General features: G+C 41.7%; 19 protein-coding genes and 1 riboswitch. Of the genes, 11 read left to right on the top strand and 8 right to left on the bottom strand.

Going from position 1 to position 26131, the window contains the following annotated elements:
• Position 1 precedes the first annotated feature (1 nt).
• Complete coding sequence (locus tag ACFS6H_RS14310) at positions 2–2767, bottom strand: putative LPS assembly protein LptD (protein WP_386100133.1); 2766 nt, start codon at positions 2765–2767, stop codon at positions 2–4.
• Positions 2768–2902: 135 nt separating this feature from the next.
• On the opposite strand from ACFS6H_RS14310, the gene ACFS6H_RS14305 reads away from it, so the two are divergent.
• The 3 genes from ACFS6H_RS14305 (at position 2903) to ACFS6H_RS14295 (ending at position 6526) form a co-directional block, all read left to right on the top strand.
• Positions 2903–3886 carry an N-acetylmuramoyl-L-alanine amidase family protein gene (locus ACFS6H_RS14305; RefSeq protein ID WP_386100130.1) on the top strand — a complete coding sequence of 328 codons (984 nt, stop codon included), beginning with the start codon at positions 2903–2905 and terminating at the stop codon, positions 3884–3886.
• Between the two features lie 253 nt (positions 3887–4139).
• Positions 4140–5114, top strand: coding sequence for a Gfo/Idh/MocA family protein (locus ACFS6H_RS14300; RefSeq protein WP_386100127.1), 975 nt, complete (start codon positions 4140–4142; stop codon positions 5112–5114).
• Between the two features lie 5 nt (positions 5115–5119).
• The gene (locus ACFS6H_RS14295) at positions 5120–6526 is read left to right on the top strand and encodes a sugar transferase (protein WP_386100124.1); all 1407 of its coding nucleotides are present in this window, start codon (positions 5120–5122) and stop codon (positions 6524–6526) included.
• 2 nt (positions 6527–6528) lie between these two features.
• Here the strand turns inward: ACFS6H_RS14295 and ACFS6H_RS14290 are convergent, their stop codons facing one another.
• The 4 genes from ACFS6H_RS14290 to ACFS6H_RS14275 all read right to left on the bottom strand — a co-directional run bounded on the left by ACFS6H_RS14290 (position 6529) and on the right by ACFS6H_RS14275 (position 11607).
• The gene (locus ACFS6H_RS14290; RefSeq protein ID WP_386100121.1) at positions 6529–7236 is read right to left on the bottom strand and encodes an RsmE family RNA methyltransferase; all 708 of its coding nucleotides are present in this window, start codon (positions 7234–7236) and stop codon (positions 6529–6531) included.
• A gap of 237 nt (positions 7237–7473) precedes the next feature.
• A complete protein-coding gene (locus ACFS6H_RS14285; RefSeq protein ID WP_386100118.1) occupies positions 7474–7821 on the bottom strand; it encodes a hypothetical protein in 348 nt (115 codons plus the stop codon).
• Between the two features lie 81 nt (positions 7822–7902).
• A complete protein-coding gene (dnaB, locus tag ACFS6H_RS14280; RefSeq protein WP_386100115.1) occupies positions 7903–9474 on the bottom strand; it encodes a replicative DNA helicase in 1572 nt (523 codons plus the stop codon).
• Between the two features lie 441 nt (positions 9475–9915).
• Positions 9916–11607 (bottom strand): capsule assembly Wzi family protein, encoded by a 1692-nt coding sequence (locus ACFS6H_RS14275; protein ID WP_386100112.1) that lies wholly within the window; start codon positions 11605–11607, stop codon positions 9916–9918.
• 26 nt (positions 11608–11633) lie between these two features.
• On the opposite strand from ACFS6H_RS14275, the gene ACFS6H_RS14270 reads away from it, so the two are divergent.
• Together ACFS6H_RS14270 and ACFS6H_RS14265 are read left to right on the top strand one after the other, a co-directional pair.
• Positions 11634–13016, top strand: coding sequence for a dihydroorotase (locus ACFS6H_RS14270; protein ID WP_386100109.1), 1383 nt, complete (start codon positions 11634–11636; stop codon positions 13014–13016).
• A gap of 273 nt (positions 13017–13289) precedes the next feature.
• The gene (locus ACFS6H_RS14265; RefSeq protein ID WP_386100106.1) at positions 13290–14630 is read left to right on the top strand and encodes a MutS-related protein; all 1341 of its coding nucleotides are present in this window, start codon (positions 13290–13292) and stop codon (positions 14628–14630) included.
• Between the two features lie 357 nt (positions 14631–14987).
• On the opposite strand, the gene ACFS6H_RS14260 is transcribed toward ACFS6H_RS14265, so the two are convergent.
• Together ACFS6H_RS14260 and ACFS6H_RS14255 are read right to left on the bottom strand one after the other, a co-directional pair.
• Positions 14988–15647, bottom strand: coding sequence for a hypothetical protein (locus ACFS6H_RS14260; protein ID WP_386100103.1), 660 nt, complete (start codon positions 15645–15647; stop codon positions 14988–14990).
• Positions 15648–15726: 79 nt separating this feature from the next.
• On the bottom strand, positions 15727–16809 hold the full coding sequence (locus ACFS6H_RS14255; protein WP_386100100.1) for a hypothetical protein: 1083 nt from the start codon (positions 16807–16809) through the stop codon (positions 15727–15729).
• A 323-nt stretch (positions 16810–17132) separates the two neighbouring features.
• Here ACFS6H_RS14255 and ACFS6H_RS14250 point away from each other — a divergent pair, with 323 nt between their 5' ends.
• Together ACFS6H_RS14250 and ACFS6H_RS14245 are read left to right on the top strand one after the other, a co-directional pair.
• Positions 17133–18680, top strand: coding sequence for a YifB family Mg chelatase-like AAA ATPase (locus ACFS6H_RS14250; protein ID WP_386100097.1), 1548 nt, complete (start codon positions 17133–17135; stop codon positions 18678–18680).
• A 66-nt stretch (positions 18681–18746) separates the two neighbouring features.
• Positions 18747–19016 (top strand): hypothetical protein, encoded by a 270-nt coding sequence (locus tag ACFS6H_RS14245; RefSeq protein ID WP_386100094.1) that lies wholly within the window; start codon positions 18747–18749, stop codon positions 19014–19016.
• A 61-nt stretch (positions 19017–19077) separates the two neighbouring features.
• Here ACFS6H_RS14245 and ACFS6H_RS14240 read toward each other — a convergent pair whose 3' ends face one another.
• Positions 19078–20103: a tetratricopeptide repeat protein gene (locus ACFS6H_RS14240; RefSeq protein ID WP_386100091.1), complete on the bottom strand. Its 1026-nt coding sequence runs from the start codon at positions 20101–20103 to the stop codon at positions 19078–19080.
• Between the two features lie 240 nt (positions 20104–20343).
• Positions 20344–20549, top strand: a riboswitch (cobalamin riboswitch).
• A 111-nt stretch (positions 20550–20660) separates the two neighbouring features.
• On the opposite strand from ACFS6H_RS14240, the gene ACFS6H_RS14235 reads away from it, so the two are divergent.
• The 4 genes from ACFS6H_RS14235 to ACFS6H_RS14220 are packed head-to-tail and all read left to right on the top strand — an operon-like array spanning position 20661 to position 26074.
• Positions 20661–22667: a TonB-dependent receptor plug domain-containing protein gene (locus ACFS6H_RS14235; protein ID WP_386100088.1), complete on the top strand. Its 2007-nt coding sequence runs from the start codon at positions 20661–20663 to the stop codon at positions 22665–22667.
• Between the two features lies 1 nt (position 22668).
• A complete protein-coding gene (locus tag ACFS6H_RS14230; RefSeq protein WP_386100085.1) occupies positions 22669–23817 on the top strand; it encodes a YncE family protein in 1149 nt (382 codons plus the stop codon).
• A gap of 17 nt (positions 23818–23834) precedes the next feature.
• Positions 23835–24929: a hypothetical protein gene (locus ACFS6H_RS14225; RefSeq protein ID WP_386100082.1), complete on the top strand. Its 1095-nt coding sequence runs from the start codon at positions 23835–23837 to the stop codon at positions 24927–24929.
• Between the two features lie 32 nt (positions 24930–24961).
• Positions 24962–26074: a DUF5074 domain-containing protein gene (locus ACFS6H_RS14220; RefSeq protein WP_386100079.1), complete on the top strand. Its 1113-nt coding sequence runs from the start codon at positions 24962–24964 to the stop codon at positions 26072–26074.
• Positions 26075–26131 lie beyond the last annotated feature (57 nt).

The following is a 26131-nucleotide window of genomic DNA, read 5'->3' as shown; positions in this document are numbered from 1 at the left end:
ATTAATTCTGGAACGTACGGGTACGGTTCACTTTCAGATCCTGTAGTAAAGATGATTTGGGACTGATGGTAAAGTTGAAAAAACGGAATGGCCCCAGCGGCGTAACATTGATGGCCATTTGCCAGCAATGCAGATCACGGGAGATAGCCATAGAGAAGGTTTCCAGCTTGGTATTGCTGATATTGTAATACCCGTTTACACTGAAGTTCCATTTAGGCGTGAGGTTGAAACTGCCGGTAAAGCTGGCATTATTGGTAAATATATTATCGAACTTAGCCGTTTGCGTATTAAACTGGTTGGTATAGGTTAGGGAGTAGTTGATGTTGATAGACCAGGGGATATTGAAATCGACAAACTCTGCCGGGTTCTGGCGCATATACTCCAATAGTCTTTGCTGTTCGGCTGCCAGTAAGGGATCGTTGATCTGCTGCCGCTGGTATTCCTGTTTTTTCTTCTCCTTTTCAGGATCCTTGGGCTTACTCTGGAAACTGGTTGACATAGATACATTGGCGTTGGCCAGCCTGCCGATCTTGAAATCGCTGCTCTTCCAATAAAGTTTATTGATACGCTGCCCGATAGCATTTACCTCGTAGGGATCTAATAGACCACCGGCCGTGATATTGATCTTTTCGAAAAGCGTGGTACGGAAACTTAAGTTGAAAGGACTTAGCTTCATAGAGTCGGCAAAGAAGTTATAGGCACTGGTAATGCTTAAACCATCTATGAGCCGCACTTTCGGATCTTCCTCTGAAGCGGTAGTGGTGGTGTCGCCGTCTTTTGGTTTTTTGCGGCGTACTTTCATCTCCAGGTTATTATCGATACCAAAGTTCATACCGCCGAAACGGCCTTCGCCATAACCGCCATATACATTGCCGACAAACTGGCTGAAACGGTTGGTATTGCCATTGGTATCAATTTGTACGGTACTGTAGTATTGTTTGGAAAGATCAGGGCGATAGTTCACACTCAAGGTAGGCCTGATAACATGGCGCATGGCTTTTACCTTGCCCTTTTTAAAGTTGAACGTACCAAATAAACTGGTATTGAAGGAAAGGCCAAAACTTGCCTGCTGATCAATGAAGAAACCTTTGGTTACATCGGTTTCCAGGGTGTCCAGTACATCGTTCCAACGGTATTGGGTGCGTTTGTTTAACCATACCTGCGAATAAGAAACAGAAGGCGCTACCTGTACGGCCCCGTTTAAGATAGATGGCAAAGCCACCGTAATAGGAATATTATGCTGGGCACCCCATTGAAGTGTATCTAACAGGTGTGCAAAGAATGATTTACCATATACTTCCTTGGAGTTAACGGTATCATTAAATGTAACAGCGTTCCTGAAGTTACCCTGGTAAGCAATACTTAACTGGTGATACCATTTGCGGGGGCCGGAGTAGTCCTCTTTCTGGAAAGGATAGACATTACCTACAGAAAAAGCAATATCGGGTAAGCCGATGGTAACGGTATTGGTCTGGTTGTTTTGCTGGTGATTACCACTCACCGTCAGGTTAAAAGGTTTATCAATCCATGTTTTGGTATAGGTAATGGAAGATCCCATATTACCCAATAAGTTCTGTTGTGTATTGTTGGGAATATTCTGGTTATACCTGGTAGAGCTGGCATTTACACTGGCATTGAAGGTTGTACCGGGCCTGGACCGTGGATCGGTAGCATGCGACCATACAATGGAATAGTTATGCTGTGCACTATAATCGGCATCGCCTTTGAAGTTGTTTTTGGTAAACCGGTAACCCAGGTTAAAACTGCCCGAATAACGGTAACGTTTACGGTAGGTGGGATTAACATTTAAAGACCAGCCACCATAAGAATAGATATCGCCGGTAACACGGGCATCCCAGTAATCGTTAATAGCAAAATAATAACCACCGCCGGTTAAACCGATACCCCAGTAGTCATTGGTTTCAAATGAAGGTGCGATAAAGCCGCCGCGACGGCCTTTACTTAAGGGGAAGAAACCGAAAGGTAAGTAAATGGGTACCGGCACATCTTCAAACTCCGGGTGCACGGGGCCGGTAACGGCCAGCTTCTGGTTAACCAGTTTTAATTTACCCGCCCGGAAACCAAAATGCGGATGATCGAGGTTACAGGTAGTAAAAAAACCACGGCGGGCAAAAGTGGTGGCTGCATCTACTTTTTTGGCATCTTCCATATGCACAAAAAACTCGCCCTGTTCACTGATGGTATTTTTGGTAAGGCCTTTTTGTGTTTTAAAGTTATACCGGATGGTATCGCTGTTAAATTCGTTCTCGCTTTGTTTAAAGTTGGCATAATCGGCCGTTGCTCCTGTTGAGTCAACAGACCGTACAGCCGTTAATACACTGGTAGCCTGGTTAATTTCAACTGTTGGTGCCGTTAAAGTAATATCGGTGTACTCGGTTTTGGTTTTGCCGTACATCTTTATTTTTTTTGACCGGATGAGGGTAACCACCGAGTCTTCGGCAAAATAATGTACGGGAGCAGATAAGGTATCTTTGGATAGTTTTAACGAAAAGCTGTCAACCACTTGCAGTTTTGCACTATCTGTAGTATTATTAGGAGGTATTGTATCGGAGCCTTCGAATTTGATTTTTGCGGCACTATCTATTTTAACAGGCGGTATGGTATCGGCCAGATTTGTTAAAGGACTGTAAAAGTTAGGCTTAGGTGTATGGAAAGCGGATAGGTTCCGCGTTACTGAACATATTAATATTAACGTCAGTATGGCGGATAAAATATTTTTTACTTTAAATTTGTACGGTTGGTGCATACAGTAAGCAGCAAATGTAAATGATTAGTTCTTAAACAAATTGTGAAGATTTAAATAACCTTTTAAATATTTTACTTTCCGCCTGTTTTGTTTTGTGGCAAAAAGGCAGAAGTTTTATAAAAATACTATCCTTTCATGAAGTCCATTTTAAAATTCGGTAGCCTGGTCCTTGTTTTCTTTACGTTGGTATCATTTATTAATAAAAACTACGATGATAGTCTGCCCCTTGGTAAATCGGCCATTAAAAAGATCATCATTGACCCCGGCCATGGCGGTATTGACCCCGGCGCTAAAGGCACTTTTTCCACCGAAGCCCAGGTAAGCCTGGCTGTATCCCTGAAACTGGGAAAAGCCATTCAAAAGGAGTTCCCGGATATGAAGATCATTTACACCCGTACAACCGATGTAATGGCGGGTAATAAGCCGAATAAGGATGCCGGCCTGCGCTATCGTGCCGACCTGGCCAATTCATCCGGCGCCGACCTGTTTATATCGGTACACTGTAACTCGGCCGGTAAAAAAGCCGGCGGTTGGTATGAGAAAGTGGTGGTGGATAAAATTGCCCATACCAAGTATGTGGGTAAAGGTAAAAACAAGAAAAAGAAAACCTATTACACTTATAAATACGAGAACGTATACCGTGAGAATAAAGCCCGCGGTACTGAAACCTATATCTGGGCTACCAGCAAGAACGATGATAAGTTAAAATCGCTGACCCATAATAACGAGTTTTATGGTGAGATAGATTCTACTTCTTCAGTGCAATTGCCCGATCCATCGGACCCGGTAGAGATGGCCCGGATGCTGGTATACGCCAATAATTATTTTCACAAGAGCCTTTCCCTGGCCGATTTTATTGAAAAAGAATTTGAATCGGTTGGACGTGTAAGCCGTGGTGTAAAACAAAGGAACGATAAAGGTATATGGGTATTACAGGCCACCGGTATGCCGAGTGTGTTGATTGAAATAGGCTTTATTTCCAATGCCGAGGAAGAAAAGTATATTAACAGTGAGCAGGGACAACAGGAAATAGTGAGTAATATAATCAATGCACTAAAAAGTTATAATGCCAGGCTGGAAGCACGGAATAAATCCCTGGAAGAGAAAAAAGCATTTTAATAAAAAGCTACTTAAAAAATTAATTAAAACAGCCGGTAAGCGCATAGCCTACCGGCTGTTTTATTACTATACCACCCCTATGCCCAGCCAGTCGCACCAGCCCGACAGCACTGAATACTTCTCCTGACGCATAAGCCTTAACCGTTAACTATTAACTGAATAACGCTAAGTTGTTCACATACGTGTATGAAAATATCCATGCCTTTGCACCAGTCATATTATCTTTGGGTATTCAAATTATAACTGCACCCTTATGCTTAAAGTTGGTATTTTAGGAGTAGGACATTTAGGTAAATTTCATTTAAACAACTGGCAGGAGATCAGTGGCGTTGAGCTGGTAGGCTTTTACGATCCGCATGATGAAACCGCCAGCCAGGTGGCCGAGAAGTACCAGATACCCCGGTTTTTAGATGCCAATGCCTTACTGGACGCTGTTGATGCAGTGGATATAGTAACGCCTACCAACCACCATTTTGAATGGTGTGAAAAAGCTATTAAAAAAGGTAAACATGTATTTGTAGAAAAGCCTTTGGCCAATACCATGACCGAAGCCCGGGAACTGGTAAAACTGGCTAAGGAATCGAATGTAAAGATACAGGTAGGCCATGTGGAAAGATTTAACCCCGCCTTCCTGGCCTTAAAGGATGTTGCGCTGAGCCCCATGTTCATTGAAGTGCATCGCCTGGCACAGTTTAATCCCCGCGGTACGGAAGTGAGTGTGATACTGGACCTGATGATACACGATATTGATATTATTTTAAGTATTGTAAAAAGTTCCGTAAAAAATATATCGGCCAGTGGTGTTGGCGTATTGACCGATACACCGGATATTGCCAACGTACGCATTGAATTTGATAATGGTTGTGTGGCCAACCTGACCAGCAGCCGTATTTCGATGAAGAAGATGCGCAAACTGCGTATTTTTCAGAAAGACGCTTATATAGGTGTTGATTTCCTGGATAAAAAAACCGAGATCATCAAACTGAAACAACCCAGCGACCTGAATGTTTTTTCATTTGATATTGATACCCATAACGGTAAAAAAACAATTGCCGTAGCCAATCCCCCGGTTCCGGAAGTGAACGCCATTAAGAAAGAACTGGAAGCCTTCAGGGATGCTATTGTTAACAATCACAAAACGGTGGTATCGGAAATTGACGGACTGATGGCCATGGATGTTGCCCACCAGATACTGGAAAAAATCGGCGATGCCGTCATTACCCGTTAATGGCTTTGCGTAATAAAATATCCTTACGCTGGTATGTACTTGCAGACTACCTGACCGCTGTTTTAAGCTGGGCCTGCCTGTGGCTGGTTATTCCCCGTTTTATCCGCACCGAGGATCATGATATATATTTATTCTCCTGGTGGGCGGGCATTATAGTAATACCTGCCTGCTGGTTATTATTGTACCTGTTAGCAGGTACCTACCAGGACCTGTATAAAAAGTCGCGGCTGGAAGAATTCTCCGTTACCTTTTTTTCTACACTGTTAGGCGTTGTGATATTTACCTTACTGCTTATTTATACGACGGAAGATTATAAGACCCGCGACATCCTGATACTGATTGGCTTGTACGGCTTATTTCACGGCCTGATCACTTTCGGCGGCCGCTGGTTTATTTTAAACCTGGTAAAAGGTCAGCTTTTAAAAGGCCATATTAAGTTTAATGTATTGTTGATAGGCAACCATAAGAACGCCCTGCAGGTACTGCAGCAAACCAAAAAGCATTTGCTGGATGGCGGTTTTCATTACAGTGGTTTTATTAAAACGGATAGCGATGACGACCAAACAGCTGCATTACACCAGCTATTACCCTACCTGGGCAATATCGATAACCTGGAAAAAGTAATAGATGAACACCATATTAAACTGGTGATACTGGCAGTAGAAAAAGAGGAGAAGCCATTGATACAGGAGTTGATTGCCCGGCTTGGTGAAAAAGATATTGATATTAAGATACAATCCGATGTACTAGATATTTTATCGGGATCGGTAAAAACCATCAATGTATTAGGCGATACCCTGATTGATGTACGTACTGACCTCATGCCCCGCTGGGAATTACACATTAAACGCCTTACCGATATTTTTGTTTCCCTCTTGTTCATTATCCTGTTATTTCCTTTGATGATCTATATTGCCATCAGGGTGAGGTTTTCATCACACGGCAGTATATTTTTTAAACAACAACGCATTGGCTATAAGGGCAAACCTTTTTACCTGTACAAGTTCCGCTCGATGTACGTGGATGCAGAAGCAAACGGACCTATGTTATCATCGGATAATGATACCCGTATTACCAAATGGGGCAAGGTGATGCGTAAATGGCGCCTGGATGAGCTGCCGCAGTTATGGAACGTGCTTATTGGTGATATGAGCCTGGTAGGCCCAAGGCCCGAAAGACAGTTTTATATTGACCAGATCATTGCACGTTTTCCCTATTACCGGTATTTATTAAAGTTACAACCGGGGCTTACCAGCTGGGGCATGGTACAGTTTGGCTATGCAGAAAATGTAGAACAGATGATTGAGCGCTGTAAGTTTGACCTGCTTTACCTGGAAAACATATCGCTGCGACTGGATGCCAAGATCATGATCCATACCTTACGTATCATCTTTTTAGGAAAGGGAAAATAAACTCAGCGTACACATAATAATGCCGCACCTACAATACCCGCAGTTTCGGTACGTAAACGGGTAGCGCCAAGACTCACAGCCTTGTATTGCTGCTCCAGCGCCAGGGCAATTTCTTCCACTGTAAAATCGCCTTCGGGGCCAATAAGCAAAGTGGTTTCACCATCGGGGATAAGCATGGCAGCCAATTGCTGACGCTCCTGCCCTTCTTCGCAATGCGCAATTAATTGTAACCCGCCTTTATGTGCAGTAATAAATTTATCATACCCTACCGGCTCCTGCAGTACAGGCAGCCATACCTGTTGTGATTGCAGCATGGCGCTGATGCAGATGGTCTGCATACGATCGTAGCGGAATTTATCTTTTTCAGTACGCTTCGTTAATAAAGGGGTGATATGACTTACGCCAATTTCAGTGGCTTTCTCCAGAAACCACTCCCAACGGTTAGCATTTTTTAATAAGCCAATCGCGATATGTATTTGTCTTAAAGGAGCAGCCGTAAAACCAGTTGTATTAACGGCAACCGTACAGTGTTTTTTGTGTGCTTCAGTAATGCTACATTCCAGCAGGTGTCCTTTACCATCTGTGAGGTTAACAGCTTCGCCATTCACCATTCTTAATACCTGCACAATATGTTTGCTGGTATCTTCGTCCAGTGTAATTTGTCGCTGCCCTTTTTGGTAATGAGCGTAATAAAAAAACGGAATTGACATAATTATAAAAACTATGTTTAATATTGATGATGTTTTATCGTTATGTTATGTTTTCTTTTACGTTATAACAATCCTAATAAAGATATTAAAGCCTAATGGCTATTCACAAAGTAACTCTTGTTGATTAATTAGAAATAAAGTTGAAAAGTGAAATTATAAAGGCCAACTTAGTAATCTTCTTCAATAATATTTAAAAACGTAATTTAAAAGAAGAGCGAAAACGAATTGCACAACTATTTACAGTGCTTCCTTCTTAAACTCGTTTATATGACCGATAAATAATTCAAGAATATGTTTTGTTTTGGTTAGTTTATCTTCCTCGAAGTTTGGAAACAACTTAGATAAACCAGTCTCATCATACATTGGCTTTAATTCTGAAAAAAATATATCGCCATTTTCAAATTCTGAAAATAAAAGCCTCACTTTAAGATAGAGATCAGACAAATTCCGCTCTTGCGCCTCTAATTCGTATGATTTATTGATCCCATCTGAGAATTTTAATCTTGGAATTAAGTTTAACGAAAGACTTGTAGCAGTCTCTATGTACTCGTTCGCTTTATCAATAAAAAAGTCAACAGATTTCATTCTGAATTATTAAAATGTATGATGTCTAAAAATGTATGTTGCCGAATTTTAACGGTTAACTTATTTACAATATTAGTCAACTTAAAAAGGAGCGTCATCGTCATCCATATTCATATTATTCATACGGCTACCCACCTGGATGCTTAAAGAAGCGCCGTTGCCGTCACCGGCATCAACGGGTTTCCAGTCACCTGCAGGCAAGCCAATACTCTGGTATGGATCATCATCCCAGTCGATGAATTTCTGGATATGTAATAAGGCCTTGAGTTTTACTGTTTCCAGTGAACCATTACGGTGCTTGGCTATTTTTACCTCGGTCAGGCCTTTGGTATTCTCCCCCTCGGCACTTTGGGTAATATCATAATAATCGGGGCGGTACAGGAACATTACCATATCGGCATCCTGCTCGATGGCACCCGATTCACGAAGGTCACTTAATTGCGGTACACGGCTACCCTCTTTTGATCCACGCTGTTCTACCGCACGGCTTAACTGTGATAAGGCAATGATAGGCACACTTAATTCTTTTGCCAGGCCTTTTAAGTTACGGGATATATTACTGATCTCCTGTTCACGGTTGGTTGTTTTACCATCGGCACCGGTACCGCTCATTAACTGCAGGTAGTCAATGATGATCATACCGATATTGTGTTTGTTTTTTAAACGGCGGCATTTGGCACGCAGTTCAAAAATATTTAAGGCCGCAGTATCATCAATAAATAAAGGCGCCTGTGCCAGGCGTTGTATACCGCGGGCATACAGTTGTTTCATTTCATGCTCTTCCAGTTTACCACGGGCAATTTTCTCCAGCCATATTTCGCTTTCGGCAGAAAGTACCCTTTGTACCAGCTGGCTGGCGCTCATCTCCAGGGAGAAGAAGGCAACAGGTGTGGGTTTGGTAGCACTCATTACCGCGTTACGGGCCAGGTTAAGGGCAAATGCCGTTTTACCCACGGCAGGACGTGCAGCCAGGATAATCAAGTCGGTGTTTTGCCAACCATAGGTAACCTTATCCAATGGGGCAAAGCCGGAAGGAACACCGGTAATATCTTCGTTCCGGTGACGCATGTCTTCTATCCTTTGAATGGTTTTAATTAAAACCGCATCAATGGGATTATAGTCTTTACGTAAGTGGTTGTTGGTAATTTTAAACAGTTTGCCCTCTGCACTGTCTAAGAGGTCAAATACATCGGCCGCATCTTCGTAGGCATCGGCAATAATTTCGCCGCTGATGCGGATAAGCTCACGCTGGATGAATTTTTGCAGAATGATACGAGAGTGCGCTTCAACGTGAGCCGATGAAACCACCATATTGGTTAAGCGGGTAACATAGTAGGCGCCGCCTACCATTTCCAGTTCGCTTTTTGAACGCAGCTCCTCCACTACGGTGAGGATATCGATGGGCTGGCTTTTATCGGCCAGGCTTTTCATGGCCTGGAAAATCCGTTGGTTGGCATCCACATAAAAACACTCCGATTTTAAGATCTCGATCACAACGTCAAAAGCGTTTTTCTCCAGCATGATGGCACCCAGTACGGCCTCCTCCAGGTCTTTGGCCTGCGGGGGCACCTTACCATATACCATGGTACCCAGATCAATGGATGGTTTACGTTTTTGTTTGCGATCCTTATTAAAATTCGAGAGGTTATCCATTTTTTATAATAGCGTAAAGTAGTAATACCATTAGTTTGCACCAATGACTTATGGGTAAAACCAGCCTTGTTATAAGAAAAAAATTCTTTGTAAACCGAGTGTCGTTCCCAACGTCAGAATGGCGAAATAAGCCCCAAAAAAGGGTAAAAAAAAATTTTTCTTTATGAACATTTTTTGTAAGTAATTAACAAGTAATCCACATTTTTAACACTCCTTACAAACTGATATTTACCTGATTGTATAACAATCTTTTGACGAAATGGATGAGTAACAGTTGCTTTTTTAATCCACTTTTTTGCGTGAGGGATGGCAGCGGCATCCTTTTGCGAAGGGTTGCCGGGTAGCGCAGGGCAAAAGATATAGCGGACAGCCCGGCCCCGACCGGTTGTTGCGGGCGATGAAGGAGCCGTAAACCTATATTAAAGGGGACACGCCCCTAGATTAAAAATCAAATTCGCGGCGCATCATGTTCCACCTGAAGCCAATGGTGAAGATGGAAGTATTATCTGTCATTACCGGCGGTGTGGTGGTCTCTAAACGACGCAGGACAAGACTGGCATCTATAAACATGTTTTGGAACAGCTCATACGAAGCCAACAGCGAACCATAGATAACATTTGTTTTCCAGCCAGAACCAACATTATAGCCATACTCGCCCACAAGATAAGGCGGGCGGCTTGGTAAGAATATATTACTGCCATAACTGGCTGCGCTGGAATCACGTCCCTGTGTATAGGCGATCAGTTTACCCGTGATCATGAGTTTGGGTATTGGCTGGTAACGCAGGATACCGATGACCTCGCTGAAATTGGCCATTAAAGGGTGCGCCATCGGCTGGTTATAGTGGGTATAGTTGGCAACAGAATCGCGGTGCGAATAGGTGAAAGGACGCACACGGTTATACTCCACCTGCAGGTCAAGGTTTTTAATGGTAAAGGCATCAATGTATTTTACACCGGCCTGTATACCCCATTTATTGGCCCACCAGCCACTGTTGGAAGTGAGTTCTTTCAGTTTAAATTCATCTAATAATAATTGTCCGTACAACTGAACACTTTTGGCAATATTGGCTTTCAGGTCAAGACCGGCCAGTGCATTATCCTCACTACCATTTTGCTGTTCAATAGAACGGTAAAAGATAACAGGATTCAGGTAACCGAATTCAAAACGGTTCTCCCGGCCAAATACCACCCCTTCAAACAAACCTACATTCAACCATTTGGTAACGTTGATATCCAGGTGATGAACCGCCGCATATTTTTTACCCAGTAAACGGTCGCCGCCACGTTGATAGGCATTGTTCAGCTCCATAAAAATGTTCTGGTAATTGAATTTCCAGATACGGGTATTTAATTTTAAAAACAGGTTATTGTTGCCAAAATCGCTCAGGAATAAACTACGATGGCCATTACCGATAAAATGTTTATCGTAACCAAAACTTACATCAATATATTTGGTGGCATTGAAGGTAAAATAGCCGCGGGCATCAAAATAATCTACACCGCCCGGTGCCTTGAACTCTTTATAGTAACCGGCGCCCGGTACGGCCGAACGATCGGTAATAAACTGCTGTACATAACTGGGCGGACGCTCCTGGTTTTCGGTAACCATGGCGGTAAAGCCGATTTTATTGGCAATTTTACCGCGTATGCTCAGGCCACGGGTATTTTGAAAGAGTCGCTGGTTATTATCGTTTTGTTTGGATAAGGTTAATTGCAATATGGGGTTGACCACCATATCAAAATCCTTTACATGTACCTCATAAAAGTTAGCCGGTGTTTTATAAAAAGTATTCCAGATACTCTTTTTGCTTTTGTACTGTTCCCTTTCTTCGTCGGTGAGCCACTCTGTATTATTCATGTAAAAGCTGCGCAGGTTGTATTTATCCACTGCTGACAAGCCAGCTTCGCCATATTTGGCCAGGTAACTATTTACCCCGGCAACGTTATACTTGCGGCTATATGCCCTATTTTTGGAGAAATTGAGAACAGAATCTGTCTGTGCTTTTATTTCAAGCCTTTCCAGGAAAGTATTTTGTTTATCGCCCTGCTGTAAATAAGTGGTTTGTGCCGCAGCAGCAGCCGGTAATAATAAAATTAGACTTAGCCTGAGAAGGGTTTGCGTAAATTGCATGTCAGTAAAAATTATTGTACAGAATTATGCAAATATATTTGATTAAGCAAATACAGGTAGTAAATGAAGGAACAACTACTGTGGCGGATGTTTTATTGAAAGATGGGCGCATTGAAAAAATAGCGCCGCAGATCAGTGTTGGTGAGGAAAAAGTGACCATCATTAACGGTGAAGGTAAATACCTGTTACCCGGTGCAATAGACGACCAGGTACATTTTCGTGAACCGGGCCTTACCCACAAGGCCAATATTTATACCGAAAGCAAGGCTGCTGTAGCCGGCGGTGTTACCAGCTTTATGGAGATGCCCAATACTGCACCACCTGCTTATACGCTGGAATTACTGGAACAGAAATATAGTATTGCACAGCAAACATCCCTGGCCAATTATTCTTTCTTCATGGGTACCTCCAACGAGAATGCCCAGGATGCGTTGGCGGCTAACGAACATAAAAATGATATTTGCGGTATTAAAATTTTTATGGGCTCCTCCACCGGCAACCTGCTGGTAGATAACCCGCTGACCCTGGAGAAAGTATTTGGTGAAAGTGAATTACTGATAGCTACCCATTGCGAGGATGAACGGATAATTAAAGAGAACCTGGCCCGTTTACAGGCTGAAGGCAGGCCACTCACTGCAAAAGACCATCCCATTATCAGGAATGAAGAAGCTTGTTTTGAATCATCCTTTTATGCCGTTCAGTTAGCCAAAAAGTATAATACCCGTTTACATATTTTGCATATCAGCACAGCTAAGGAGTTACAGTTGTTCAGCAATATGTTACCGCTGACAGAAAAAAGGATCACTGCGGAAGTATGTGTACACCATTTACATTTTACGGCCGATGATTATGACCGGTTAGGCAATCGTATTAAATGTAACCCTGCCATTAAAGCGGCGCATAATAAAGCGGCTTTATGGGAGGCCTTGTTAGATGACCGCCTGGATGTGATTGCCACCGACCATGCCCCGCATACCCTGGAAGAAAAAGGATTTGAGCGGCTGGGTGACGGCAGCATTGTTCCCATTCCCGGTAAAGAGTTCAGCGGCCATGCAGGCTTACCGCTGGTACAGCATTCGTTACCGCTGATGTTATCTTATTGTCAGCAAGGGAAGATCAGTATAGAGAAAGTGGTACAAAAAATGTCGCATGCCGTGGCCGATTGTTTCCAGGTTGAAAACCGTGGTTATATAAGGGAAGGTTATTTTGCCGACCTGGTGATTGTGGACATGGACCGCCCTTTCACCATTGCGGCGGACAATATATTATTTAAATGCGGCTGGAGCCCGTTGGAAGGCACTACCCTGCCCGCTTCAGTAACCCATACTTTTGTAAACGGGCACCTGGTTTATGGAAACGGGGTATGGGATGAATCACAACAGGGACAAAGATTGCGGTTTAAGAGATAGATAGAGAAAGTCAGGAAGATGGAAAGACAGAAAGTCGGGAAGACAGAAAGTGAAGAAATAAGGGCAACAGGCAATGAGCAAAGAGCAATAAATATAGTTGCTTACAGGAATAAAGTTTGAAAGTCAGAAAATGGAGAAATAAAAGCAACAGGCAATGAGCAACAGCAATCCTATTTGCCAGTTGCCTATTGCTCATTACTTATTGCTCATTACAAATTGTCAACTGTCAATTATCAACTGTCAATTGAATAAATGAACTATTAACTTAATGGCATGCAGATAGACGATATATCATTTAACGATATTTCCATTTTTAACCAGGAAGAGGAATTTTCTATTTTCCATAAACTCAATTTCACGCTTACCGGTGGCGGGAAAGCATGGCTGCATCATTATTTCAGCCAGCCGCATGGTGATATTGAGCGGATCAGAGGAACACAGAATATCATCCGCACTTTAATGGAACATGTGGACGAATGGCCAACCGATATCAGTAACGGTACCCTGCTGGTGATGGAGAAGTTTTTGGATTATGCACTGGACCCGGTAAGTGCCAACCGGCATTTTTTAAATGATTATAGTTATCGCTGGTTACACAGTGCCGACTACTCCATGATCAAATACTCCATTCCCCACTTCGCCGATTTTTTCAGGGGGCTGCAGCAGATATACCTGTTATTAAAGGATGTGGACCTACCCAAGGCCATTAAGATCTATATTGAACGGGTTGAACAATTGATGAGTGTTACACCTTTTGTCCAACTGGCAGCCCTGCCCAGGCATCAACCCATCAGCCTGAAACAGAACCTGCAGTGTGCCTATTACTTAAAAGGCAGCAAGAAAGCACAGACAAGAGAACTGGCCGAAATTTTCTATCGCCTGGACGCCTGGTACTCCATGGCCAAAGCGGTACAAACCTATGATCTTTCCTTCCCTGAATTTATAGAACAGGATTCACCACTGATAGAAGCCAAAGGGTTATTCCATATCCTTTTACCCAAACCGGTACCTTATGATATGCAGATGAACCCTGATCATAATTTCATCTTCCTCACCGGTGCTAATATGGCCGGTAAGAGCACATTGATCAAATCGGTAGGCGCTGCGGTTTTCCTGGCGCATATTGGTATGGGAGTACCGGCCAAAAGCTTAAAGCTTACCCTATTTGACGGACTGATCAGTAATATTAATGTAGTGGACAATATCAGCAAGGGTGAAAGCTTTTTTTACAACGAGGTGCAAAGGATCAAGAATACCATCACCAAGATCAACAACAAGAAAAAATGGCTGGTACTGATAGATGAATTATTTAAAGGCACCAATGTACAGGATGCTATGAAATGTTCGCTGGCTGTTATCAATGGCCTATTAAAAATCAGGAACTCATTATTTATCCTCTCTACCCACTTATACGAAATTGGCGATGAGTTAAAAGACAATAAATCTATTACCTTCCGCTATTTTGAAACTGATGTATCAGGCGAACAACTTTCTTTCAGTTACCAGTTAAAAGAAGGCATCAGTAATGACCGGATCGGGTATGTTATTTTAAAAAGGGAGAAAGTGGTGGAGATGCTGGAGAACATTGGATCAGATCTTAGATCTAAGATCTGAGATTTTACCGGCTCTTGCAACCCGGTAGGGCTGGGATTTAATTTATTTCCAGTGGAAGTGAATTAAATACTATCACTGCATCGTTCGGAATGCTATCAACCAAACCTGAGTTAAAAATATTAGCAAATTGGATTTGCATGGCAGAACCCTCATAGTGATACAAAAAGTTCAGCACTTCAAAACATAAAAACTGAACTTGAAAAGATGAGGTTTCAAAAGTCAATGCAACCAGCGAAAGACACATTATCAAAATAAAAAGGGAAGTGTAGAAACACCTCCCGATTCTGAAATCTTATTAAAAAACTGTAATTCATATAAATATGTGGCAAATAGCAAAGTTCATTTACATGAGTATTTTTACTTGGGAGGATGTTTTTTAGCATATTGCTCCCACGCCTCAAAAACTCTTTTTTCTTCTATTGTCAAAGTATCACGTAAAAGACTAAGAGATGAACTAATTATTCTATCGGCAACCTCATGAGTAGTAGAATAATCAGTTTTAAGTATAGGCAGTTTTATTTTACTAGATAAATTATAGTCTAAAGAAAATATAGGATAAATACTGCTAACTGCAGCATAAGCAAATATTGCATCATTCTTTGTAGAATCGGGGCCTTTTGCAACATATATGTGATATTTTTCATTGTGTATTACAGTATCACGGAGTTGTTTGAACTCAAATGTCTTATCCTCCCATTTTCTCTTAAAGTCCCACCCCCCCACAATATCAGTAGAATCATACATATTATATCTTCTCATAGCTGTTGCTGTATCAGAAAAGCTTGAAAATATCCATACATTCTTTGTTCTTAAATCAGTAAATCGATAGTACTCAAGTTTGAAATCTACAGTAGTATTTTTTGCATCTTCAATGAAATAAAGGCTCCGGACTTCATCAATAACCGTACTATCTTTAAACCACATTTTTTTTTTCATTGTTGAATCTATTGATGTAATGGAATCTCGAACTTCATATAAAAAAGTGTTGTCAATAATAACGCCTTCATTCTTAGACACGTTTTGTGTCGGTATTGAACAGCTCAAAAAAACAAATAAGATGGCACTTTTTATAAAAATTAGTGCCATTTTATAAAAGCTATAAATCGTCTGCAACTGTAAAGTTTTTGGTTTTATTTGCATGTACAATAACTGTAGGGTTTGAAGAAAGCGTGTACCTTCCAATGATATGGCTAGAAGCATTATGCTGATTATAATTAACTTCTACAGAAGTTTTATCCCAAGTAGCTATTGCACTACCTACTTTTGACGTTCCTAAATGAGTAATTTTTGTAAAATAACCACCATTGGGTAAGCTTGCTCTTCTCTTTCCTTTTAATCTTTCTGTTGAAGAAATGTATGTAAATAAACTATGGGTATATACATTCCAATCAACAGTAGTTACAACTTCATACTCATCATCCCCATCATTTGCCCCACCATCAGGGTCAAGGGTGCTACTCGGCTCACACACCTCGGTTGTCGGGCCGCAATTATTATAACAAGTCGTACCCAAATAATCCTGGGTAGTATAAGAGGAACCATCACTATAATAATAGGTTGTTTCTCTATACCACTCAACACAAGTTACACTACTAGCAGTTGACTCTAAAACTTCGTTTCCATTACTATTTTTAGTACCCTTTTCTAATGTTGCATATCTTGTTTTAACACCTTTATTAAAATCCACTTCATATAAATGTTTATCAAAAATGGTTAATACGGTAAAAGTGCCGTTCGCAGTTACATTTTCGCAGTTCCATAATCTGCTCAATGTGTTTTTGGGTAAATTTCTTTGTTGAACATCTAAAGGAATAAACTGTACAATATTTCCTTTATAAACCTGATTGGTCTTATTCTCAAACAGAAGAAGGTAATGGTCTGCATCTTTATCGCTATTAGTATTCATTTTAAACTCCTTAGCAATGGGAACAATAATCAGTTTTTCTCCATCTTCAAGCGCTTCAGTGAAAGATTGCGCTGATAAAATATGCTCTCTTAACACTTCTATTCTTGCGTTTCTGGCTGCGGAACCTTCTTTAATACGGCTGTTTAGCCAATCATTTGTGAGCTTAACCACCGGTGTTTCTACAGGTTGTTGATCAATGTCATTTTTGGTACAGTTAGCAAATAGCATTAAAAAACCTGCGGATAGCAGGAATAGGCGGGAATGTTTGTGCATAATGGTTTAATTTTGTTTGAAAATATAAAAATATTTTACACGAAAAACCATTTCACAAAACATTTACAATTATTTCTAATACTCAATTGTAAATTTTCAATATCTAACACCAACATATGTACGGTGTTTATTATATATATCTATTTAAATTCCCTAGTTGTAAAGCGCTTAAATTTTATGATCATTTTTAAAGACCATACTGCTTACTTAAAGATTAAATATTATATAAAAAATAATATATAATAAACCTTATTACTAAAGGGCTCCTTCATTATTAAATACTAATTCCTCATTCTTAATCAATAAAATTTTATCTTCATCACATGCTTGTGAAAATTAACGGCAGTGCCGTTTATGGCGTAGATGCTATACCTATTACGATAGAAGTGAACTGGATGAACAGTGGCAAAGACCCGATGATTGTGGGCCTGCCTGATAATGCCGTAAAGGAAAGCCTGCAACGGGTGGAGAGCACCATTAAAACCAATGGCTTTGATATGCCACGCACCAAGGTAGTGGTGAATATGGCGCCTGCCGATATTAAGAAAAGCGGTACTGCTTTTGACCTACCCATTGCTTTGGGCATTTTAGCCGCAACAGAACAACTCACCAATGTAGAAGCTTTAAGCCAGTATGTTATTATGGGTGAGTTAAGCCTGGATGGAGAGATCAGGCCAATTAAAGGAGCTTTACCTATTGCCATACAGGCCCGCAAGGATACGATGAAAGGGCTGATTGTGCCGGCAGCAAATGCAAGAGAGGCCGGCATCGTAAACAATCTTGCGGTATACGGTGTAAGCAATATAAAAGAGGTCATCGATTTTTTCGACAATAATGAAAGCGGCCTGCAACCGGTAAAAGTGGATACACGTGACGAGTTTTATTATTCGCAATATGATTTTGATATTGATTTTGCCGATGTAAAAGGACAGAGTAATATTAAACGGGCCTTAGAGATAGCGGCTGCAGGAGGTCATAATGCCATATTGATCGGCCCGCCCGGCGCCGGGAAAACCATGCTGGCCAAACGTATTCCCACCATACTCCCTCCGCTAAGCTTACATGAAGCACTGGAGACAACCAAGATACATTCTGTTGCCGGCAAATTACCCGAGCATGCTACCCTTGTTTCCAAAAGACCTTTCAGAAGTCCGCATCATACCATCTCTGATGCCGGCCTGATCGGTGGTGGCAGCGTACCACAACCTGGTGAAATATCGTTAGCACATAATGGTGTATTGTTTTTAGATGAACTGCCGGAGTTTAAACGCACCGTACTGGAAGTAATGCGCCAGCCGATGGAGGAAAGAAGGGTAACCATCTCTAGGGCGAAAGTGGCGCTGGATTTCCCGGCCAGTTTTATGCTGATCGCCTCGATGAACCCATGCCCCTGTGGTTTTTATAATCATCCTGAAAGAGAATGTACCTGTCCGCCCGGTGCAGTGCAGAAGTACCTGAATAAAATTTCAGGCCCTTTGCTGGATCGTATTGACCTGCACGTGGAAGTAACACCCGTGCCCTTTACCCAGTTATCATCACTTGACAAACCCGATGGGTCGGCTATCATCCGTGAACGGGTGATTGTGGCCCGCGATATACAGGCGACACGTTATAAGGACACACCTGGCACCTATAACAATGCCCAGATGAGCAGCAAGCAGCTAAAGGAGATATGTATCATTGATACCGTAGGACAAAATTTATTGAAAGCCGCCATGCATAAACTCAATTTATCTGCCCGGGCCTATGACCGTATTTTAAAAGTATCCCGTACCATTGCCGACCTGGCCGGCAGTGAACAGATTAAAGCCGAACACCTGGCAGAAGCCATACAATACCGGAGCCTGGACCGGGAAGGATGGGCCGGATAATTTTTGACCTGCAAATGCTTCCTTTTATATATTTTTTTCTATTCTTGTACCCATTAAACATGTAATATGAAAAAAATAGCCGCCGTCCTTGCTTTAGCCGTTATCATGCTCACGGCTTTTGCTGCCTGTAAAAAGAGTAAAAAAGATCTGGAAAATTATACCTGTGAACAACTAGAGGATGCCATGATAGCAGCGCAGGAAAAGTATATCGACAACCCCAATGTTTCCAACTGCCGTGCTTACAAAAACGCTTTACGGGATTTAAAAACAAAAAAGTGTTATGATTATTATGATGAGAGTACTATTGATATCATGATACTAAGCTTACCATGTTAAAACTATTTACCCATCACATAAAATAAAAGAGGCTGTTGTAAAGACAGCCTTTTTTATATAATTATTTTTTTCGCCTCATCCAGACAAAAAAACCAGTAATTGCAACCAGGAAAGCGCCACCGCCTATTAATAAATTATTACGTCTTTTTATTCTTTCTTTTTCACGTTGCCTTTCTTTATACTGATCATAAAAACCTGATACGATATCCTTATTCTCCGACACTACCTTAGTAACCGTCTCAACAACATCATTTATATTTTTTTCCGATTGCCTGTTATGATAGTATGCCCGCCAGGATGGAAGTATGATCTTTTCCTTTCTTAACATACGTTTCAACTCGTCCATTTTTTGTTGCACACCATATTGCTCAACAGCTCCATATTGTAAAGCAAAATCATAAGCGATATAAGCATGCTCAACAGATAACTGTGTGGCCAGTAAATCGCCTAACTCATTAAATACATTTGCCAGTATGGCTTCAGGGAAAGGTGTAAAAGGCACTCTCTCCTTAAGCTGGTACTCGATATCCAACGCCTTATTTACCAAATCATCACTTATTGCCGAACCGGCTGTTACCCCGGTCTGTAAAACGCTGTTCTTTAACAGCCAATTGGGGTCTTTTGCCATATTCAGTTTTGCTTCCAATATCTTAACATGTACCCATTCACTGCCAGCATGGGACTCCGGATCAATAGCCAAACTTTTTTTAATAAACAATAAGGCTGAATCATTTTTCCCAGTTAACTCATAAGTGGTTCCTAAGTTTGCTACTACATTATAGTTCCCGGGATTTTCTTTATATAATCGTCGTAATATCGTTAATGCCTCCTTATACCTGCCCAGGTATGCGAAATTTACAGCGAGGTCTGACTGTGTATCTACATCATAAGTATGTATTTTGCTTAAATCATGGTTGGCGATAAATGCTGTTGCCCTGGCTGTATCAGGACTATCATAAAAACCAAAAAACGGTTCAGAGCGTCCTGTCACTTTGCCGTTTTTATTAATATGTGTTTCGTTATAACAGGCAATAGCCGTAAAAAAAGTCGGCCAGGTCAATATAAGCAGTGCAATTGTTCGTAACATGGATGATGGTTTACTGGTTGATAAGACAAGACTGGTGAATAATTCCATAAATTATATAAAAAAAGACGGTTTTAAAACGTCTTTTATTTTTTTATTTTTTTATTTTTTTCTTAACTATTCAAGACCGGTTGATCTTTGATTAAAGACTTACGCTCCCCCCCATTACAAACTATATAACAATTTGACTAGTAACAGATCATAACATCTTCAAATTATTTTCTCATGCGGTGTTATTTTAAGCTATCTTTGCGGCGCATTGGTTTGATAACAGCATTACCGGCTGCTATCAATTAAAAGGGAATCAGGTGCAAATCCTGAACAGACCCGCTACTGTAAGTCCTAATGCAACATTTTGACAATCTTTTGCCACTGTAATACCCGGTATTATGGGAAGGCCGTTCAAAATGAGGACAAGTCAGGAGACCTGCCAGCGCATTATAAATTTTAAGCTTTCGGGACATGAAGCTTTGAGTATAACAAGTGCTGAAAAAATTAGCATCCATTTGTTTTCTTAACATCCTGCAAGCTGTTTGATTTTTTTATCAAATAGTAACTGAATGAAGCGTTGTGCACAACAGCTATGCTGTTGCCTTGTTTTATTATTTACAGGCATCACCGTAAATGGGCAAAGCCATGTACAGAATTCCCTGCACGTACAACTGGATGAAGTGGTAGTACGCAACAATGCCATGCACAGGATCGTCTCGCCTACCCCTTCACAAATACTAAATGGCAAAAAACTGGCCTCACTCAACAGTTTTTCAGTAGCCGATGCCGTACGTTATTTCTCCGGTATACAACTGAAGGATTATGGAGGGGTTGGCGGGTTAAAGACCATCAATGTGCGCAGCATGGGCACACAGCATGTAGCCGTAATATTTGACGGCATGCTATTGGGTAATGCACAAAACGGTACGGTAGACCTTGGCAAGTTTTCACTGGATAATATTGAAAGCATTGAATTATACAACGGGCAAAAAACGGTTTTACCGCAACCGGCCCGTGCTTACCTGGCATCCAGTTCCATCTTTATTAAAACAAAAATCCCCCAGTTTGATAGTAGCCATCATTTACTGAAGACCAGTTTTAAAACCGGTTCCTTCGGCCTTGTTAACCCATCCTTGCTCTGGCATCAAAAGCTAAACAATCAATGGAGTACCGCTGTCAGCACTGAATATATAAATGCCCATGGTAAATACAGGTACCGGGATATTAAAAAAGGACAAAGTGGAGGCTACGATACTACTGCCACCAGGCACAACGGAGACGTTGAAGCATTCAGGGCCGAGACCGGTTTATTTTATAAAGGCCAGCAAAATGATGGCTTTATCAAAGGTTATTTTTATAACTCGGAAAGAGGATTGCCCGGCGCCATTGTTTCCAATGTTTTTTATAACCCGCAACGGCAGTGGGACAGGAATATTTTTATACAGGGCAATTACAAACACAATTTTGACTCCAGTTATAGTATCCTGGTCAATGCCAAGTATGTACGTGATTATTTAAAATATGTTGATCCCAGGATCGGTACGCTGGAAGGCGCCCTTACCAATCGTTATTACCAGACTGAATGGTATGTATCGGTTGCCCAGCAATACCTTGCCAGGCCCTGGTGGCAGTTGGGTTTATCTGCTGATTATTCTTACAACCTTTTAAACGCTAACCTCTATCGTTTTGCCTACCCCAGGCGGAACAGTTATGTAGGTGTTTTTGCCAGCAATTTTAATTTTGAACGTATTACTGTACAGTCTTCCCTGGTATATTGTTATTATGATGAGTATGTAAAGCAGTATACCACCTCCGAAGACCGAAAAGCCTTACTCCCCTATATCGGACTTTCCTTTCAACCTACCAGCTCCAGGCATTTCAGGTTGCGGGCATTTTACAAAGAATCCTTACGTATGCCCAATTTCAACGACCTGTATTATACCGAGATCGGTAATATAAAACTGGACCCGGAGTATACCAGACAATGGAACGCAGGCTTTATCTATAATAAATCACAGGGAGACAAACAAAGTTTTTCCATACAGGCCGATGCCTATTTTAACCGTATAAAAGACAAGATCATTGCCGTACCATCCACCAATCTTTTCCGGTGGATGATGATCAACCAGGGCCTGGTCACCATCAAAGGTATTGATGTAAATGCTGAGTATAACCGGCTGTTATGGTCAAAAATCCTATTACAGTTTGGTGTGGGCTATACGTATCAAAAAGCACTCAATAAAACACCCGGAGAATCATCTTACAATCACCAGATCCCTTATACACCGGTACACAGCGGTTCCCTGCACGGCTCCTTACAATGGCGCAGCTGGACACTTAATTATAGCTACCTGTATACAGGTGATCGTTATGTACTCCCCGAGAACAAGCCGGTCAACTATATGCAACCCTGGTACACTACCGACCTGGGTATTGTATGGGAGAAAAAAGTAAAAAATAAACAATACCGTATTTCCCTTGAAGTAAACAATGTATTTAACCAATACTATGATGTAGTGCTGAATTATCCCATGCCGGGAACCAATTTCAGAACTACGTTTAGTTTAACCCTTTAACATGATGCGTAGAACAATGAAATCAATTTATGTAATAGCCTGTTTAGTTATCACGCTTGTTTCCTGTAGAAAAGATGATAAAACACTGGAAGAGGAAGTAGTGCCCGTGCCCGAACAACCGGTGATTACCGTAGAAGGTTTTTACCTGCTGAACGAAGGTAATATGGGTACAAACATGTCTACCCTCGATTATTATGATTATGCCGGCGGCATATACCGCAGTAATATTTATGCGGCTGCTAACCCAAGTGCGGTAAAGGAATTAGGCGATGTAGGGAACGATATAGGCATTTATGGCAGCAAGTTATATGCAGTGATCAATGCTTCCAATAAAGTAGAGGTAATGGATGCCGGAACCACCAAGCGCCTGGGCATTATTACCATACAAAACTGCCGGTATGTAACTTTTGCAAAAGGCAAAGCCTATGTAAGCGCCTATGATGGCAATATTCAATTAGGTACAGGGTCACCCAACGGATTTGTAGCAGAGATCGACACCAATACTTTACAAATAACCCGTAAAGTAACCGTAGGACGCCAGCCGGAAGAAATGGCCATTGTCGGTAACAAATTATACATTACCAATTCCGGGGGGTATGACCCGGCCCATTACGAACGTACCGTTTCGGTTATCGACCTGAACAGTTTTACAAAAATAAAAGATATTGATGTGGCCATTAACCTGCATCGTTTAAAAGCCGATAGCAGCGGTAATTTATATGTAACCTCCCGTGGCGATTACCAGGATATTCCTTCCAAATTATTTGTGCTGAATACGCAAACGGAAGCCATTACCAAAACATTCGATATTGCAGCAGCCAACCTGGCCATCACCGGTGATACTGCCTACATCGTGGGCTCTCAATTCAGTTATGCTACCCTATCCTGGACCGTTACCTATAACATGATCAATGTTAAAACACAAACCCTGCTGAACAAGAATTTTATTACCGATAATACACATACTGATATCCATACACCTTACGGTTTAGCCGTTGACCCTGTAAGCCGTAACATATATATCACCGATGCCAAAGACTATGTATCCTCCGGCACCCTGTACGGGTATACGAAAGAAGGTAAACGGTTCTTATCTACCACAACAGGTAATATCCCTGCACATATCGCATTTAAAACAAAAACAAAATAAGCAACAAAACCAGACAAATGAAACAGTTAAAAAAACTAACATGGGCTGTAGCAACTATCGTTCTTTTATACAGTTGTAAAAAAGAAGACACGGCTGTCCCCAATGCCACTTTCTCTGTAACGGAGAAAATTATTGAGACCAATATCAAAGAAATTGTAACCATCAACGCAACCATCACCGCCGGTAAAGAGGTGAATGAAGTATGGTATGTAAATGGCCGTGCCATTTCTATCAACAGTGTTTTCAGTCATGCATTTGATGTGGCAGGCACCTACAAAGTATATTACCTGGCCGCCAACCAGTATGGTTCTTTCCGCGACAGCTTTACCGTTAAAGTAAATGCCCTTATCCGCAGCGGCGGTGCCAATGCGTACGTAACAAAATTATTTGAATACTTGCCGGCACCGGGACAGTTTATCAATAAAGCGCCGGGCAACCTGGCCAGCGCCGAAGGTATTGTGGGCAAAACCGGTATGGTTACCCTGGGTGCATTTGGCGGCTATATTGTAATGGGCTTCGATCACAGTGTACCTAACAAGGAAGGCAATGATATACAGGTATTGGGCAATGCTTTAACCGAATGGAGCGAGCCCGGTATTGTATACGTTATGCAGGACGATAACGGCAACGGTTTACCCGATGATAAATGGTATGAATTGGCAGGCAGCGAATTTGATAAAGGCCCTGCCGAATATGCCAGAAATTATGAAGTGACCTACTACCGCCCGGATGCACCCAATAAAGATGTACCCTGGACTGACAATAAAGGTGCCAGCGGCTTTGTAAAGAAAAACAGCTTCCATACACAGGCATATTATCCTGAATGGATCACCGCGAACAGTTATACCTTAAAAGGTGCCTGGTTAAAAGGGAAGTTAGACCTTACCGTTCCTAGCTATATTAAATCCATGCCTTATGCCTGGGGTTACGCCGATAATATTGTAGGTGGCAATTTATTGGATATTGACAATGCTGTTGATGAAAAAGGCAATAAGGTTCATTTGAAAGCCATTGATTTTATCAAGGTACAAACAGCCGTATTAGGCGACGGTGGCTGGTTAGGAGAAGTATCCACTGAAGTAAACGGTATTAAAGACCTGCATTATAATTAACCCAACACCACCTAACCTGATAATTAACAACAATGAAATTTTTACAACAAACAAAACAATGGGCCTGTTTAGGTATACTGGCCATTACTTTATATTCCTGTTCACGTGACAGCGATGGTATCACCGGCCCCGAACCGCCTGTACCTGCCCGGCCTTATGACAATGGTTTTTTTATCATCGGCGAAGGGTCCTATGGCAAATCGGCAGGAACAGTTAACTTTTACGCCTATGGCGCCGATACGGTAGCTACCAGGGTATATGAAAAGGAGAATCCCGGTAAGGTCACTTCTAATGCCGCCATGACCAGCACCCTGCAATTTGCCGGCATCATTAATGGTAAATTATACCTGTTAAGTAAAATAAACGGCCCTATTGTTAAAGTAGATGCCGGTACGTTAAAGGAAGAAGCCCGCTACACCCAGGAAGCCAGCAACTGGCGCAGCATTGTACACGTCAGTGGTAATACCGGGTTGGTAAGCGCCAATGACGGTGTGTATTATATTGATCTTACCACTTTACAGGTACAATCAAAACTGCAGACGGTATCGGCCGTGAACTCCGGTGATATGATCAAAACGGATAATTACATTTTTGTATTACAAAGCAATGGTGTAAAGATCATCAATGTAAGCAGTAACAACTCTTTTGTTAAGAGTTTTACCAATATCAACCGTGGTTTAACCACTACTCCCAATGGTAAAGTATGGGGTGCTGTGGGGACACGCCTGGTAGCTATTGACAGCAAGCTGGATACAGCCGGTGTAACCATACCGGTAGCCGTTAGCTCATGGGGACTGGACGCACCAACCATCCTTACGGCTTCTACGAAAGAGAATGCGGTATTCTATCACTCCGGCACTAAAATTTACAAATACATTGATGGTAACCCCGGGTCACTGGATCAACCTTTTATTACCATTAACGAGTCACCGTTTATGGTATACGGCGCTATCCGTTACGATAAAAACAAAGACTACCTGATCGTAAATGGCATTAAAGGGTATGGCAATGCTTCTACTATAAACTATTTACTGATATACAATGCCAGTAATGGCAGCCTGGTGAAGAAGATAGTATATGGCGGTGATGAGACCAACCTTGATTTTCAAAAAATTTACTTTCCCACCCTTAGTGTGTTTCACTAATTTATCTTAATACTGTTTCGAAAAACCAGGCCGGCACCTAACAGTGCCGTTTTTTTA

The sequence above is a fragment of the Terrimonas rubra genome, from assembly GCF_042686025.1.
GTDB classification, from domain to species: Bacteria; Bacteroidota; Bacteroidia; order Chitinophagales; family Chitinophagaceae; genus Terrimonas; species Terrimonas rubra.
Note: the sequence above shows the minus strand (reverse complement) of the source record. Positions and strands in the feature narration are given on the sequence as shown.

Bases quoted from the DNA above. Each gene is read 5' to 3' on its own strand.
- ACFS6H_RS14240 (WP_386100091.1), bottom strand. From the start codon at position 20,103: ATGTTACGAACAATTGCACTGCTTATATTGACCTGGCCGACTTTTTTT.
- dnaB (WP_386100115.1), bottom strand. From the start codon at position 9,474: ATGGATAACCTCTCGAATTTTAATAAGGATCGCAAACAAAAACGTAAA.
- ACFS6H_RS14220 (WP_386100079.1), top strand. From the start codon at position 24,962: ATGAAATTTTTACAACAAACAAAACAATGGGCCTGTTTAGGTATACTG.
- ACFS6H_RS14290 (WP_386100121.1), bottom strand. From the start codon at position 7,236: ATGTCAATTCCGTTTTTTTATTACGCTCATTACCAAAAAGGGCAGCGA.
- ACFS6H_RS14275 (WP_386100112.1), bottom strand. From the start codon at position 11,607: ATGCAATTTACGCAAACCCTTCTCAGGCTAAGTCTAATTTTATTATTA.
- ACFS6H_RS14255 (WP_386100100.1), bottom strand. From the start codon at position 16,809: ATGCACAAACATTCCCGCCTATTCCTGCTATCCGCAGGTTTTTTAATG.
- ACFS6H_RS14300 (WP_386100127.1), top strand. From the start codon at position 4,140: ATGCTTAAAGTTGGTATTTTAGGAGTAGGACATTTAGGTAAATTTCAT.
- ACFS6H_RS14225 (WP_386100082.1), top strand. From the start codon at position 23,835: ATGAAACAGTTAAAAAAACTAACATGGGCTGTAGCAACTATCGTTCTT.
- ACFS6H_RS14305 (WP_386100130.1), top strand. From the start codon at position 2,903: ATGAAGTCCATTTTAAAATTCGGTAGCCTGGTCCTTGTTTTCTTTACG.
- ACFS6H_RS14250 (WP_386100097.1), top strand. From the start codon at position 17,133: ATGCTTGTGAAAATTAACGGCAGTGCCGTTTATGGCGTAGATGCTATA.
- ACFS6H_RS14245 (WP_386100094.1), top strand. From the start codon at position 18,747: ATGAAAAAAATAGCCGCCGTCCTTGCTTTAGCCGTTATCATGCTCACG.
- ACFS6H_RS14230 (WP_386100085.1), top strand. From the start codon at position 22,669: ATGATGCGTAGAACAATGAAATCAATTTATGTAATAGCCTGTTTAGTT.
- ACFS6H_RS14310 (WP_386100133.1), bottom strand. From the start codon at position 2,767: ATGCACCAACCGTACAAATTTAAAGTAAAAAATATTTTATCCGCCATA.
- ACFS6H_RS14235 (WP_386100088.1), top strand. From the start codon at position 20,661: ATGAAGCGTTGTGCACAACAGCTATGCTGTTGCCTTGTTTTATTATTT.
- ACFS6H_RS14270 (WP_386100109.1), top strand. From the start codon at position 11,634: ATGCAAATATATTTGATTAAGCAAATACAGGTAGTAAATGAAGGAACA.
- ACFS6H_RS14285 (WP_386100118.1), bottom strand. From the start codon at position 7,821: ATGAAATCTGTTGACTTTTTTATTGATAAAGCGAACGAGTACATAGAG.
- ACFS6H_RS14265 (WP_386100106.1), top strand. From the start codon at position 13,290: ATGCAGATAGACGATATATCATTTAACGATATTTCCATTTTTAACCAG.